Genomic DNA, 13,528 nt, shown 5'->3' with positions numbered 1-13,528 from the left:
CCGGGGATACCGGGGTCAGGCCGTGCCGAGCGCGTCGCGCAGGGTGTCCACGGCCAGGGTGAGCGCGGCCCGTGCCGCATGGGTGTCCCGCAGCGCGTCGAGCATCAGGAAGTCATGGATGATGCCCTGCATGCGCAGCGCGGTCACCGGCACCCCGGCGTCGCGGAGCTTGTTCGCGTACGCCTCGCCCTCGTCCCGCAGCACATCGGCCTCACCGGTGATGACCAGCGCGGGCGGCAGCCCCTTGAGCTGGCTGGTCTCCGCGCGCAGCGGGGAGGCGGTGATCTCGGCCCGCTGCGCGGGGTCGGTGGTGTACTGGTCCCAGAACCACTTCATGCCCTCGCGGGTCAGGTAGTAGCCGTCGGCGAACTGGTCGTACGAGCCGGTGTCGAAGTTCGCGTCCGTCACCGGGTAGAACAGCACCTGCTGGACGGGGGAGATGTCGCCGCGCTCCTTGGCCAGCAGGGTCAGCGCGGCGGTCATGTTGCCGCCGACCGAGTCCCCGGCCACCGCGAGCCGGTTCGCGTCGAGCCCGGCGCCCTCGCCGTGCGCCACGATCCACTGCCCGACCGCGTAACACTGCTCCAGGGCCACCGGGTAGCGGGCCTCGGGGGAGAGGTCGTACTCGGGGAACACCACGGCCGCGCCGACCCCGACCGCCAGCTCCCGGGCCAGCCGGTCATGCGTGTGCGCATCGCCGAACACCCAGCCCGCGCCGTGCACATAGAGGATCACCGGAAGGGCCCCGGAGACATTCGGCGGACGGATGATCCGCGCCTTCACCCCACCGGCCGGAATCCCGGTGACGCTGATCCACTCCTCGTCCACCTCGGGCTTGGGCACCTCGCCGGACTGGAGCTCGTCGACCGTCCTGCGGCCCTCCGCGGGCGACATCTGGTACAGGTACGGCGGCTTCGCGGTGGCCTCGGCGAACGCGGCGGCCGCGGGCTCCAGGACGGGGCGGGACGGTGCGGTGTGCGGCATCTGCGGCTCCTTGGCGGTCCGGGATCCGGTCCGGGATTCGACCATCTCACCGCGACCGCGCCCGCACGCGTCCGCTTACGCCGGCAGGGGGAGAAGCGTGTTCCGGATCAGGTCAGCGGGCCCGGCGCCGGGGACGGGTCGGGGACCGGATCGGGGCCCGGGGGACGGGGGACCGGGTCCGGGGACGGGCCCGGGGGCGGCCCCGGGGTGGGGTTCGGCGGCGGCTCCGGCGGGGGCGACGGCACCGGGTCCGGCGGCGGTCCCGGCGGCGGACCGGGCACGGGCCCCGGCGCGGGGCCGGGTTCCGGACCGCCGGGCCCGGGCGACGGGGTCGGGTTCGGCGGCACCGGGTCGTCGGGCTGCGTCGGATCGGCGGCGGAAAGGGGATTGATGTGCCGTGCCACGGTGTCCTCCAAAAGCTCATGAGACGGTGGCCACCTCATATGCGGGGCGGGTTCCCGATCGCCCCCTGCCCACGCATGGCTACGGCGCCGAATGGGAGAAAAACACCGACGCCATAACGGTCTATTCCATCCTATCCGTTATGGATTGCCCATGGATTGCACGGATTGCCGCTTTTCGGTGCAATTTGCTATTCCGTGGCGTTTTATTCGTAATTCCCGGCGTCCGCGATCACGACCTCGACGCCCCCGGCGCGCAGTGCCCCGATCTCGTCCGGGTCGGCGCCGCCGTCGGTCACCAGGGTCCAGCCGGGCGGCAGCCGTATCCAGGTGTGGAACGGGCGCCGGCCGACCTTGGCCGCGTGCGCCAGCACGTACACCCGCTCGGCGCGCCGGGCCATCAGCTCCTTCAGCCGGGTCTGGCGCAGATCCGCCTCGCAGATGCCGTGTTCGGCCGTCACCCCGTCGGCGCCCAGGAAGACCCGGTCGAACGTCATGCGCTCCAGCGCCGCCTCGGCGAGCGGGCCCAGGAAGCTCTGGCTCAGCGGCCGGAGCGTACCGCCCAGGCACTCCACCCGCACCGACTCCACGTCGGCCAGCTCCTGGAGCGCGGTGAGCCCGGTCGTGGCCACCGTCAGCCCCTCGGCCGTGCGCAGCTCGTGGGCGAGGGCGCCGACGGTCGAGCCCGCGTCCAGCAGCACCGTCTCGCCGGTACGGACGGTCGACGCCGCCCAGCGCGCGATGGCCCGCTTCGCCTCGAACGCCTCGCCGGTGCGCTGGCGCAGCGACGCCTCGGGGTGGGCGACCAGGGCCATCGCTCCGCCGTACGTCCGCGCCAGCCGACCGTCGGCGGTCAGCTGCGCGAGGTCGCGGCGGATGGTGGACGCGGTGACCCCGAACGTACGGGACAGCTCCTCCACGCTGGCCAGGCCCGTGGTCGTCGCGAGGTGGACGATCTGGTCGCGCCGGGCCCGTGCTCCCTGTACCGGCAATGTCATGCGTCCTTCTCGGTCACTGGTTTCACTGGGCGGGCGAGGGCGACATCTCGGCGGCCTGCCGCAGCGCCTCGATCATGCTACCGGCGTCGGCCTTGCCGGTACCGGCGATGTCGAACGCGGTGCCGTGGTCGACGGAGGTGCGGATCACGGGGAGGCCGACGGTGAGGTTGACCCCGGCCTCCAGGCCCAGCACCTTGACCGGGCCGTGCCCCTGGTCGTGGTACATGGCCACGATCAGGTCGTAGTCGCCGCGCCCGGCCAGGAAGAAGGCGGTGTCGGCGGGGAGCGGTCCGCGGGCGTCGATGCCGTCCTTGCGCAGCACCTCCAGCGCGGGCACGATCTTCTCCTCCTCCTCGCCGTAGCCGAACAGCCCGTTCTCCCCGGCGTGCGGATTGATGCCGCACACCCCGATCACCGGCTCCGGGGTCCCGGCCCGGACCATCGCGTCGTGGCCGCGGCGCACGGTGCGCTCGACCAGCCCCGGCTCGATCTTGTTGACGGCGTCGATGAGCCCGATGTGGGTGGTGACGTGGATGACCTTCACCGTCGGGGTGGCCAGCATCATCGACACCTCCTCGACACCGGTGAGATGGGCCAGCAGCTCGGTGTGGCCGGGGAAGACGTGCCCGCCCGCGTGGAGGGCCTCCTTGTTCAGCGGCGCGGTGCAGATGCCCTGCACCTCACCGTCCAGGGCGAGCCGGGCGGCCGCCCGTACGTACTGGTACGCGGCGTCCCCGGCGACCGCGGACAGCTCGCCCCAGGGCAGCTCGGCGGGGAGCAGCCCGAGGTCGATGACGTTGATCCGGCCCGGGCCGAACTCGGCCTCGGCGGGCGCGCCGACCGTGACGATCTCGCACGCGATGTCGCGGAGCCGGGCCGCCTGCCGCAGCCGCTCCGCGTCCCCGATGACCACCGGACGGCAGCGCCGCAGGGTCTCCGGGGCGAGCAGGGCGGGGACGATCACCTCGGGCCCGATGCCCGCGCCGTCGCCCATGGTGACCGCGATGAGCGGGAGCGGACCGGCGGGGGCGGGGGTGGTGGGTGCGTTCATGAGGTGACCTTCCGTTCGGTCGAGTGGGGGCGCAGCGCCCGGACGATGTGACGCAGGGAATCGGGATCGCCGAAGCTGCCCGGGCGGGTCACGACGGATCGCCCGTCGGGAGTGCTGAGGTGTACGGCGTCGTGGTGCACCTGCCCGACGGGGTCGAGCCGGGTGATCGCGAGCGCGTCCAGCACCCGGCGGGCCGTCTCCCCACCGGTCAGGACGAGATCGGCCCCGCCGCCGTGCCCCGCGAGCGCGGCGGCGACGGCCCGGGCCAGTCCGTGCACGAGCCGCCGGGCGGGCAGGGACGGTGCCGGGGTTTCGGCCGCGGCGATGGTGACGACCGTGACCGGGGCCGTCGGCGGGGGCAGGGCGGCAGCGAGCGGCTCCGACAGCAGGTCGGCGAGGTCGAGCGGGACGTGTACGGCGCCGTCGGCGACCACTCGGCGCACCTGCTCGACGGCGCCCGGCTCGGCCGTACCGACGACGACCAGCACCGGCCGGTCGGCGGTCGCGGATTCGGCCGACGGCGCGGCTTCCGCGCGCGGGCCCGGCGTGGCGGGCCCCTCCGCCGCCAGGTGGCGGCCGAGGGCGGTGGCCAGGCCGCCGGTGCCGACCAGGCGTAGCCGCAGGTCGTCGGCGAGCGAGGCCGCGACGATCGCGTCCAGGTCGGCGTCGGTCTCCGTGTCGCAGACCGCCACCCGTCCCGCCGCCACCGCGGCCCGCAGGGCGGACAGCAGGGTGGGCCGCGCGGCGCGTACGGTCGCGAGGGGGACCAGCGCGGTGGGCAGCCCGCCCAGCGCGTGGGCCACCGAGGACGGCGGAGCCGTGGCCTCGGCGCGCCAGGCGTCGCCCTCGTGCAGCGGCACCCCGCCGAGGTGCACCACGCCCGCGCGCACCACGCGCCCGGCGACCGGCAGGGCGGGGGCGACGACGACGCCCGGCCCGTCCGCGGCCAGCGCGGCGACCTCGGCGGCCACATTGCCCCGCAGCAGCGAGTCGATCTTCTTCAGGACCAGGGTGTCGCCCGTGGGCGCCAGCCGCAGTGCGCCGCGGACCGCGTCGGCCGCGTCCTCGGCCGGGCAGTGGCGCGAGTCGAGGTCCAGCACGGTAGCGGCCCGTGCGTCGGTCGCGGATATCTCCTCGGGGCCGGTTGCGGCAGGTCCGAGGAGGAGCACCCGACTGCGCGTTGTGCGCGACATCAGCCCGGCGGCCGTCTCGGCGGCACCGGACAGGTCGTCGGCGATGGCCAGCACCCCGCGGAAGGGCGGCATCTCCACCCGTACCTCCTTGAATGGCCATGACAGGGGAAGTGATCAGGCGTGATCGAACGTGATCAGACGGCGGACACGTGGTCACCGTGGTCTCGATGATGACACACGTTGCGCGAATCGCGCGAGAGGTATTGCGTAAAGCGCGCAGTCATGTCACGGTGACCGCCGCGACACCTCGACCCGTCCGGCCCCCGGTCCGAGCGGGTCGAGCGAGCCGGTCGCTCGCCTCAGAACCGCCGAGAGGTCAACGATGACCCGTATCCCCCAAGACCCGGACCGCAGCGGTCCGGACGTTCGCGGCCCGGACATCAGCCGCCGGGCCATGCTCCGCCTCGGAGCGGGCGCCTCCGCAGGTCTCGCCCTCGCCCCGCTCGCCGGGTGCGCGGGCCCCACCGGTGGCCCCGGCCCCGGCGCCATCAGCCTGGGGCTGAACCGTTCCCTGGTCAGCCTCGACAACAAGCTCAACCAGTTCGACGCGGCCGTCACCGTGCAGCGGGCGGTCCGCCAGGGCCTGACCCGGATGGGCAAGGGGCTCCTGCCGGAGCTGGTGCTCGCCGACCGCTTCGAGATGACCGAGCCCACCCGCTGGACGGTGCGGCTGCGGGACGGGGTGCGCTACTCCGACGGCAGCCCCGTCACCGTCAAGGACGTGGCGACCGCGCTGAAGATGTACTGGGGCGTCAACGGCTCGTTCATCGTCGGGCTGTTCCCCGAGCGGCCCGCCCTCGAAGCGGTGGACGAGCGCACGTTCTATCTGCACACCAAGCGCCCGGTCCCCATCCTCGACCAGCTGATGGCCAACATCCTCATCAGCCCGGCCGCCAAGAACCGGCCCGAGGAGCTGTCCGGCGGCGTCGGCTCCGGTCCGTACGTGGTCACCTCGGCGAACTCCGGCACCGGCGAATACGCGCTCGCCGCCAACGACCGGTACTGGGGGCGGCGTCCCGCCACCCCGGGGGTGCGGGTCCGCTTCGTCCCCGAGGAGTCCAGCCGCGTCGTCTCGCTCCGCAGCGGCGAACTGGACGTCATCGACACCATCACCCCCGACTCGGCCGAGCAGTTGCGCGGACTGCCCGGGGTGCGCCTCGACCGCACCACCGGCACCCGCGTCAACCAGCTGTTCTTCAACTTCCGCAAGCCCCACGGCCATCCGCTGGCCGACCCGCGGGTGCGCGAGGCGCTGAGCTACGCCATCGACGGCAAGTCCCTCGTCGACGACGTGCTCACCGGATCCGCCCAGCAGGCCGAGGGCGTGGTCCCGCTCGCCCTCAAGGGCGCGATACGCACCGGCGGTTACGTCCACGACCCCGGCAAGGCGCGCAAGCAGCTCGCCGCGCTCGGCCACCGTGACCTCAAGGTGAAGATCATCTGGGAGTCCGGAGAGTTCCCCGGCGACACCTCGGTGATGGAAGCGGTCCTGGAGATGCTGCGCGCCGTCGGCGTCCGCCCGACGCTCCAGCAGTTCGAGCCCGGCGGCGACATCCAGCAGTGGCGGCAGGGCCGCCGCGGCGACTGGGACGTCCTCGGCAACGGCTTCTCCGTCCCCACCGGGCACGCCAGCACCAGCCTCCAGGGCATGTACGGCGGCACCCCGGAGAAGGAGAAGACCCGCGACACCTACCAGGGCTACGTCTTCCCGAAGATCGCCGACCGGCTGGCCGACGCCTCCGCCGAAACCGACGAGAAGACGCGGAACGCCAAGCTCGCCGCCGTCCAGAGGGAAATCTGGAACACCCGCCCCTGCCTGTGGGCCTTCGTCCCCGACGTGGTGCTGGCCCGCCGCTCCCGGGTCCGGGACGTGACGCTCCTCCAGCTCAACTCCTACGACCTCGCCGCCGTGCGCCTGGAGGGCTGAGCCGTGCTGCGCTATCTGATACGCCGCCTTGGCCAGAGCGTCCTGACCATCTTCCTGACCCTCTCCACCGTCTTCGTCCTGGTGCGCATGGCACCCGGCGACCCGGCCGCCGCCCTGGCCGGACCCAACCCCAGCACCGCGGACCTCGCCCGGATCCGTGAACAGTTCGGGCTGGATCAGAGCCTGCTCACCCAGTACGGCGTCTTCCTGCGCGATCTGTTCACCGGCGACCTCGGGACCAGCTACTCCTTCCACGCCCCCGCCTTCGACGTGGTGTTCGACCGGGTCCCCTACACCATCACCCTCGCCCTCTCCGCGATCGTGCTCACCACCGTGGTCGCCGTGCCGCTGGGGGTGTGGATGGCCCGCCGCGCCGACACCAAGCGCGAACTCGGTGCCAATGTGCTGACCATCGCCGGACAGTCCATGCCGGACTTCTGGATCGGCGTCATGCTGCTGACCGTCTTCGCCGTGCTGATGCCGGTCCTGCCCGCCTCCGGCTTCACCACCTGGAGCGGCCTGGTGCTGCCCACCGTCACGGTGGCAACCCTTCAGATGGCGCTCATCTCCCGGCTGGTGCGGCGCGAGATGGTCGCGGCCCTCAGCTCGCCGTACGTCACCACGGCCCGCTCCCGCGGTGTCTCCGAGCGCGCCCTGACCTGGCGTTACGCCATGGGCAACTCCGCCATCCCGGTGCTCACCGCGCTCGGCACCCGGTTCGCCGCGATGCTCAACGGCGTCGTCGTGGTCGAGGTGGTCTTCGGCTGGCCCGGCGTCGGCTCGCTGGTCGTCCGCGCCCTGGAGACCCGCGACTACCCGCTGATCCAGGCCACCGTCCTGGTCACCGCCGCGCTGGCGGTCCTCGTCCAACTCCTCATCGACCTGGCGTACCCGCTGCTCGACCCGCGGGTACGCCTGGGAAAGGCGGCCTGAGACATGAAAGGCGCCCTCGAACCCCCGGCCCCCGCCGAGGCCATGCCCGCGGCCCGCGCCAGCCGGGTCACCGCCCGCGACCTGGTCCGCGCGACCGCCACCCGGCGCCGCCGCAGCGCGGGCCTCAAGCTGTGGACGGGCACGGTGTGCACCCTGCTGGTGGTGGTGCCCGTCGCCCTCGCGCAGCTGCTGCCGCTGCCCGGCGCGAACGACCAGGACCTCTCCCGCCGACGGCTCGCCCCGCTGACCGACGGCCATCTCTTCGGCACCGACCAGCTCGGCCGCGACCTGCTCTCCCGGGTGCTGCACGGCGGCCAGGTGTCCCTGTCGATCGGTGTGCTCGCCGTCCTCGTCTCCGGCCTCATCGGCATCGTCGCGGGCGCCGCCGCCGGATACTTCGGCCGCTGGGTGGACGCGATCGTCTCCCGGCTGCTGGAGGCGCAGATGTCGCTGCCGCTGCTGATGATGCTGCTGCTCGTCGTCGCCCTGTTCGGCCCGTCCGTCACCGTCATCACCTGCGTGATCGCCATCGCCCAGTGGCCCGAGGTGGCCCGGTTGACCCGCTCACTGGTGCTGGTCGAACGCGAGAAGCCGTACGTGGCCGCCGCCCGGGTGCTGGGGCTGCGCCAGATCGCCATCCTGGCCCGCCACATCATCCCCAACATCGTCCGCCAGGCGTCCCTGGTCGTCCTGCTGCTGCTCGCCCAGGCCGTCCTGCTGGAGAGCGCGCTCAGCTACCTCGGCGCCGGACCCCAGCGGCCGTTCGCCACCTGGGGGCGCATCATCTCCGACGGCCAGGACTACATCACCACCTCCTGGTGGCTGGTGACCCTGCCCGGCCTCGTCATCGCGCTGCTGGTGGTCGGGGTCAACCTGCTGGGCGACGGGCTGCGCGACCGTACCCGCCGACGCGCGACGGAGGGATCCTGATGAGCGACGCGACCGGCAACGCGACGATCGACCGGCAGGCTCCGCTGCTGGAGGTCGAGGACTTCCAGATCGAGCTGATCACCGACCGCGGTGTGGTCCGCGCGGTCGACGGCGTCGGCTTCACCCTCGCCGCGGGCGAGACCGTGACCCTCATCGGCGAGTCCGGCTCCGGCAAGTCCACCACCGCGATGGGCCTGCTGCGGCTGCTGCCCGAGGGGCTGGCCGTGCTGTCCGGCACCGCCCGCATCCAGGGCGTCGACGTCGTCGCCGACCCCCGCGCGGCCCGCCGGATCCGTGGCCGCGGCGTCTCCCTCATCCCGCAGGACCCGATGACCGCGCTCAGCCCGGTGCACACCATCGGCCGCCAGCTCGCCGAGGCGCTGCGCATCCGCCACCCGGAGCTGTCCCGCGCCGACGCCCGCGCCCAGGGCATCGACCTGCTCGGACGGGTACGGATCCCCCGCCCCGAGACCCGGTGGGGTGCCTACCCCCACCAGTTCTCCGGCGGCATGCTCCAGCGCGTCCTCATCGCCATCGCGCTCGCCGCCGAACCCGAGCTGCTGGTCGCCGACGAGCCGACCTCGGCCCTCGACGTCACCGTCCAGGCGGGCGTCCTCGACCTGCTGATGGAACTCCAGGAACGCACCGGCATCGGCATCCTCATGATCACCCACGACCTGGGGGTGGCCCGGCTGGTGTCCGACCGCATCCATGTCATGCGCGGCGGCCGCTTCGTGGAATCCGGGCCCGTCGAACAGATCGTGGAACACCCCGCCGAGGCGTACACCCGCGATCTCCTCGCCGCCGTCCCCACCCTGGGCCCCTGGGACGAGACCCCTGCCGCTCCTTCCGCAAAGGAGGCGTCGCTGTGACCACACCCCTGCTGGCCGTCGAGGACCTGGTGGTCGAATACCCGGTCCCGGGCGGTGTGTTCCGCGCGGTGGACGGCGTCGGCTTCACCGTCGCGCCCGGCGGGGCGCTCGCCATCGTCGGCGAGTCCGGCTGCGGCAAGTCCACCATCGCCCGCTCCCTCGTCCGGCTGCTGCGCCCCACCGAGGGACGCATCCTGCTCGACGGCACCGACATCGCGTCGCTGCCCGAGCGGCGGCTGCGGCCGCTGCGGCGCCGGGTGCAGATGGTTTTCCAGGACCCGTATGGATCACTGGACCCGCATCTGACCGCCGAGGAGATCGTGGCCGAGCCGCTGCGGCTGGCCGGGATGCGGTCCGCCGCCGAGCGCGGCCGCCGGGCCGCCCAGCTGATCGACCAGGTGGGCCTGCCCACCAGCGCCCTCCAGCGCCGCCCCGCCGAGTTCTCCGGCGGCCAGCGCCAGCGGATCGGCATCGCCCGCGCCCTGGCCAGCGGGCCCGACCTGCTCGTCTGCGACGAGGCCACGTCCGCGCTGGACGTCTCCGTACAGGCCCAGGTGCTCCAGCTGCTGCGCGAACTCCAGGCCGAACGGAACCTCGCCTACATCGTCATCTCCCACAACCTCGGAGTGGTCCGCGAGATCAGCTCCGAGGTGGTGGTGATGCGCGGCGGGCGGATCGTCGAATCGGGCCCGACCGCGGACGTGCTCGCCGCGCCCACCGAGCCGTACACCAGGGCGCTGCGGCGCGCGGCGCTCGACCCGGCGACGATGCGGGGGCGCAAACCGCGCGCCCTGGTGTCCGCGATCGCGACCGACCAGGACCATGGTCCTGGCCAGGACCCTCACCGAACTTCAGGAGCAACGCAGTGAACGCGCACGCGCAGACCCACACCACCTCCCAGGCGTCGCCCGGCGGGGTGACCGTGCCCGGAGCCCCGGTGCCCCTGTCCCGGCTGGTGCTGGGCACCATGACCTTCGGTGACACGGTGGACCGGGCGGGCGCCGAGGCGATGCTGGACGCCGCGCTCGACGCCGGGGTCACGGGCGTGGACACCGCCAACGCGTACGTCGGGGGCGTCACCGAAACCCTCCTCGCCGCACTGCTGCCCGGCCGTCGCGACCGGATCGTCCTCGCCACCAAGGCCGGGATGCCGCACGCCGACGCCGGTGAGCACTCCCCGCTGTCCGCGCGCGGCATGCGCGCGGCCCTCGAAGGCAGCCTGCGCCGCCTCGGCACCGACCACGTCGACCTCTTCTACCTCCACCAGCCCGACCGCGCGGCCCCGCTGGAGGAGACGCTGAGCACGGTCGCCGAGTTCGTCGCCGAGGGCAAGGTCCGCGCGCTCGGCGTCTCCAACTACGCCGCCTGGCAGATCGCCGAACTGACCCACACCGCCGACCGGGTGGGCGCCCCGCGCCCGGTGGTGGCGCAGCAGCTGTACAACCTGCTGGCCCGGCGCATCGAGGAGGAGTACCGGGAGTACGCGGCCACCACTGGCCTGCGCACGATGGTCTACAACCCGCTGGGCGGCGGCATGTTGACGGGGCGTCATGTCTTCGGGGAGGCCCCCGAGTCCGGCCGCTTCGGCGACTCCAGGCTCGCCGCGATGTACCGGCAGCGCTACTGGGACCCCCGCCTCTTCGAGGCGGTCCGCGACCTGGGGCGCATCGCCGACGAGGCGTCCATCCCGCTGACCGACCTCTCGCTGCGGTGGCTGCTGGGCCGCGACGGCGTGGACGCCCTGCTGCTGGGCGGCTCCCGGATCGAGCACCTGCGCGCCAACCTGGCCGCGGCCGCCGCGGGGCCGCTGCCGGAGGACGTGGTGGCGGCGTGCGACGAGGTGGGCGCCCGGCTGAGGGGGCCGATGCCCGCGTACAACAGGTAGCCCCGTGGATTCTCCCCACCCCGCCCCTTCCCGAACCGAGGGCTCCGCCCCCGGGCGCCCGAACGCCTCGGGCGTGTTCCCGCGCGGCCGGGGTTCCGGACGGGCCTCGCCGCGCCACTCCGGCCGCGAGCCGGGCGCCGAGGGAAGACCCTGGATCCCCGAACCGGGGGCCCGTCACCGGGCCATGGACGCCTTGGGCGTGTCCCAGGCAGGCGGGTTCCGGACCGCGCCCCGCCATGCTGTCCGGCCGCAGGCCGGACGCCGGGTCGGCGCGGGGCGGGGGCGACCGGCCGATGACGTACACAGACCTACCACCGCACACCACGAGGAGCCCGGCGCCCATGACCGCCGACCATGACACCGCGATACCCGTGACGGACGGGCGGCTCCGGCCGCGGCCGGGCGACCCGGCGCGCCAGGAGGCGTTCCTGCCCGCACCCGCCGTCCAGAACCACGCCGCCAACCTGACCGCGCTGCCCGGCGGCGACCTCGGCTGCGTATGGTTCGGCGGCACCCAGGAGGGTGTGCCGGACATCTCCGTGTGGTTCTCCCGGCTGGCACCCGGCTCCGACACCTGGTCGGAGCCGGTCCGGCTGTCCGACGACCCGGCGCGCTCGGAGCAGAACCCGCTGCTGTTCCCCACCCCGGCCGGTGAACTGTGGTTGCTCTACACCGCCCAGCAGGCGGGCAACCAGGACACCGCGGAGGTCCGGGTCCGGGTGTCGGACGACAACGGGGACACCTGGGGCGCGCCGCGCACCCTCTTCCCGGCCACCGCCGGGGGCGGGGTGTTCATCCGTCAGCCGATCGCGGTCCTGGACGGCGGGCGGTGGCTGCTGCCGGTGTTCCACTGCGTGTCCACCCCGGGCGCCAAGTGGGTCGGCGACCATGACACCAGCGCGGTGATGATCAGCGACGACGAGGGCCGCACCTGGCGGGAGCGGCCCGTGCCGGGCTCCACCGGCTGTGTGCACATGAACGTCCACCCGCTCCCGGGCGGCACGCTGCTGGCCCTGTTCCGCAGCCGGTGGGCCGACGCGGTGTACCGCTCGCACAGCACGGACGGCGGGGAGAACTGGAGCGAGCCGGAGCCCACCGGGCTGCCCAACAACAACTCCTCCGTCCAGTACGTCCCGCTCGGCGACGGACGGCTGGCGCTGGTGTACAACCACAGCAGCCGCGCGGACGCGACGGCCCGCCGGGTCTCGCTCTACGACGAGATCGACGACGACGGGGAGGCGGGCGACGCTCCGGCCGCCACCCCCGCGCAGGCGGAAGACGCCCCCGGTGCCTTCTGGGGCGCGCCCCGGGCGCCGATGACGCTGGCGCTGTCGGCCGACGGCGGCCGCACCTGGCCCGTACGGCGCGATCTGGACGTGGGCGACGGGCACTGCCTGACCAACAACTCACGCGACCGGCTCAACCGGGAGCTGTCGTATCCCACCATCCGGCAGACCCCGGACGGCACGCTGCACATCGCGTACACGTATCACCGCCAGGCCATCAAGTACGTCCGCGTCAGCCCGGACTGGGCGGCCGATGACTGAGCCCCCGGCCGCGCCCCACGCCGTGGTCACCGGCGCCAGCTCCGGCATCGGTGCCGCCATCGCCGCCCGGCTGCTGGACGAGGGGTGGCGGATCACCGGGATCAGCCGTACGGCCCCGCCGGGCGCCCGCGACCGGCTGCGCTGGCTCCCGGCCGACCTGGCCCGGCCGGAGGAGCTGCCGGAGGCGCTCACCCCGATGGACGAGGACGGCCCGCTGGACGCCCTCGTGCACGCGGCGGGCGTCCAGCGCTCCGCCCGGCTGGGCGAACTGGACGCCGAGGACGGGTCCCTCATGTGGCGTATCCACGTCCAGGCGGCGACCGTCCTGGCGGACGCGCTGGTGGACCGGGTCCGGGACGGCGGCCGGGTGGTGCTGGTGGGCAGCCGGACGATGACCGGCGTCCCGGGCAAGAGCCAGTACGCGGCCACCAAGGCGGCGCTGACGGGCCTGGCCCGGTCCTGGGCGGCCGAACTGGCGCCGCGCGGGATCACCGTGAACGTGGTGGCGCCGGGGCCGACGGACACCCCCATGCTGCGGGACCCGGGCCGCAGCCGTACCCCGCCCGTCCTTCCGCCGCTCGGGAGGCTCGTACGCCCCGAGGAGGTGGCCGGGCTGACGTCGTTCCTCCTGGGCCCGGAGGGCGCTGCGATGACCGGCCAGACGCTGGTGATGTGCGGGGGCGCCTCGCTCTGACAACCGGGTCCGGGGGCCCTGTTTCGGTCATGGCCCTGACACGGAATCTCTTCGTGATGTTCACCATTGGACGATCCTGTGTCTGCCACGCTTTCGGGGATCGAACAACGGTC

Annotated in this window: 12 protein-coding genes; 8 read left to right on the top strand and 4 right to left on the bottom strand. The window is 73.5% G+C overall.

The window, feature by feature from the left end; all coding sequences use genetic code 11:
* Positions 1–15: 15 nt before the first annotated feature.
* The 4 genes from LCH29_RS32635 to LCH29_RS32620 form a co-directional block, all read right to left on the bottom strand.
* Positions 16–984, bottom strand: coding sequence for an alpha/beta hydrolase (locus LCH29_RS32635; protein ID WP_446465299.1), 969 nt, complete (start codon positions 982–984; stop codon positions 16–18).
* Positions 985–1,591: 607 nt separating this feature from the next.
* Positions 1,592–2,383 carry a DeoR/GlpR family DNA-binding transcription regulator gene (locus tag LCH29_RS32630; protein WP_446465298.1) on the bottom strand — a complete coding sequence of 264 codons (792 nt, stop codon included), beginning with the start codon at positions 2,381–2,383 and terminating at the stop codon, positions 1,592–1,594.
* Between the two features lie 22 nt (positions 2,384–2,405).
* Positions 2,406–3,434 (bottom strand): 4-hydroxythreonine-4-phosphate dehydrogenase PdxA, encoded by a 1,029-nt coding sequence (gene pdxA / locus LCH29_RS32625; protein WP_446465297.1) that lies wholly within the window; start codon positions 3,432–3,434, stop codon positions 2,406–2,408.
* Positions 3,431–4,699 (bottom strand): four-carbon acid sugar kinase family protein, encoded by a 1,269-nt coding sequence (locus LCH29_RS32620; protein ID WP_446465447.1) that lies wholly within the window; start codon positions 4,697–4,699, stop codon positions 3,431–3,433. Before LCH29_RS32620 ends, pdxA begins: the two co-directional genes overlap by 4 nt.
* Positions 4,700–4,949: 250 nt before the next feature.
* Between LCH29_RS32620 and LCH29_RS32615 the strand changes: the two genes are divergently transcribed.
* The 8 genes from LCH29_RS32615 (at position 4,950) to LCH29_RS32580 (ending at position 13,415) form a co-directional block, all read left to right on the top strand.
* Positions 4,950–6,554: an ABC transporter substrate-binding protein gene (locus LCH29_RS32615; RefSeq protein ID WP_446465296.1), complete on the top strand. Its 1,605-nt coding sequence runs from the start codon at positions 4,950–4,952 to the stop codon at positions 6,552–6,554.
* A 3-nt stretch (positions 6,555–6,557) separates the two neighbouring features.
* Entirely contained in the window at positions 6,558–7,487 is a 930-nt protein-coding gene (locus tag LCH29_RS32610; RefSeq protein ID WP_446465295.1) for an ABC transporter permease, read from the top strand.
* Between the two features lie 3 nt (positions 7,488–7,490).
* Positions 7,491–8,417: an ABC transporter permease gene (locus LCH29_RS32605; protein ID WP_446465294.1), complete on the top strand. Its 927-nt coding sequence runs from the start codon at positions 7,491–7,493 to the stop codon at positions 8,415–8,417.
* Positions 8,417–9,289 (top strand): ABC transporter ATP-binding protein, encoded by an 873-nt coding sequence (locus tag LCH29_RS32600; RefSeq protein ID WP_446465293.1) that lies wholly within the window; start codon positions 8,417–8,419, stop codon positions 9,287–9,289. The genes LCH29_RS32605 and LCH29_RS32600 overlap by 1 nt, the downstream gene beginning before the upstream one ends.
* Positions 9,286–10,158, top strand: a complete 873-nt coding sequence (locus LCH29_RS32595) for an ATP-binding cassette domain-containing protein (RefSeq protein ID WP_446465292.1) — start codon at positions 9,286–9,288, stop codon at positions 10,156–10,158. Before LCH29_RS32600 ends, LCH29_RS32595 begins: the two co-directional genes overlap by 4 nt.
* Positions 10,155–11,174, top strand: a complete 1,020-nt coding sequence (locus LCH29_RS32590) for an aldo/keto reductase (protein ID WP_446465291.1) — start codon at positions 10,155–10,157, stop codon at positions 11,172–11,174. The genes LCH29_RS32595 and LCH29_RS32590 overlap by 4 nt, the downstream gene beginning before the upstream one ends.
* A 341-nt stretch (positions 11,175–11,515) precedes the next feature.
* Positions 11,516–12,721 carry a sialidase family protein gene (locus tag LCH29_RS32585; protein ID WP_446465290.1) on the top strand — a complete coding sequence of 402 codons (1,206 nt, stop codon included), beginning with the start codon at positions 11,516–11,518 and terminating at the stop codon, positions 12,719–12,721.
* Positions 12,714–13,415, top strand: a complete 702-nt coding sequence (locus tag LCH29_RS32580) for an SDR family NAD(P)-dependent oxidoreductase (protein ID WP_446465289.1) — start codon at positions 12,714–12,716, stop codon at positions 13,413–13,415. Before LCH29_RS32585 ends, LCH29_RS32580 begins: the two co-directional genes overlap by 8 nt.
* Positions 13,416–13,528: the final 113 nt, after the last annotated feature.

It is taken from the genome of Streptomyces sp. BRA346 (assembly GCF_052851135.1).
The sequence above is the reverse complement of the archived record's forward strand: the minus strand, read 5'-3'. Positions and strand labels throughout refer to the sequence as shown.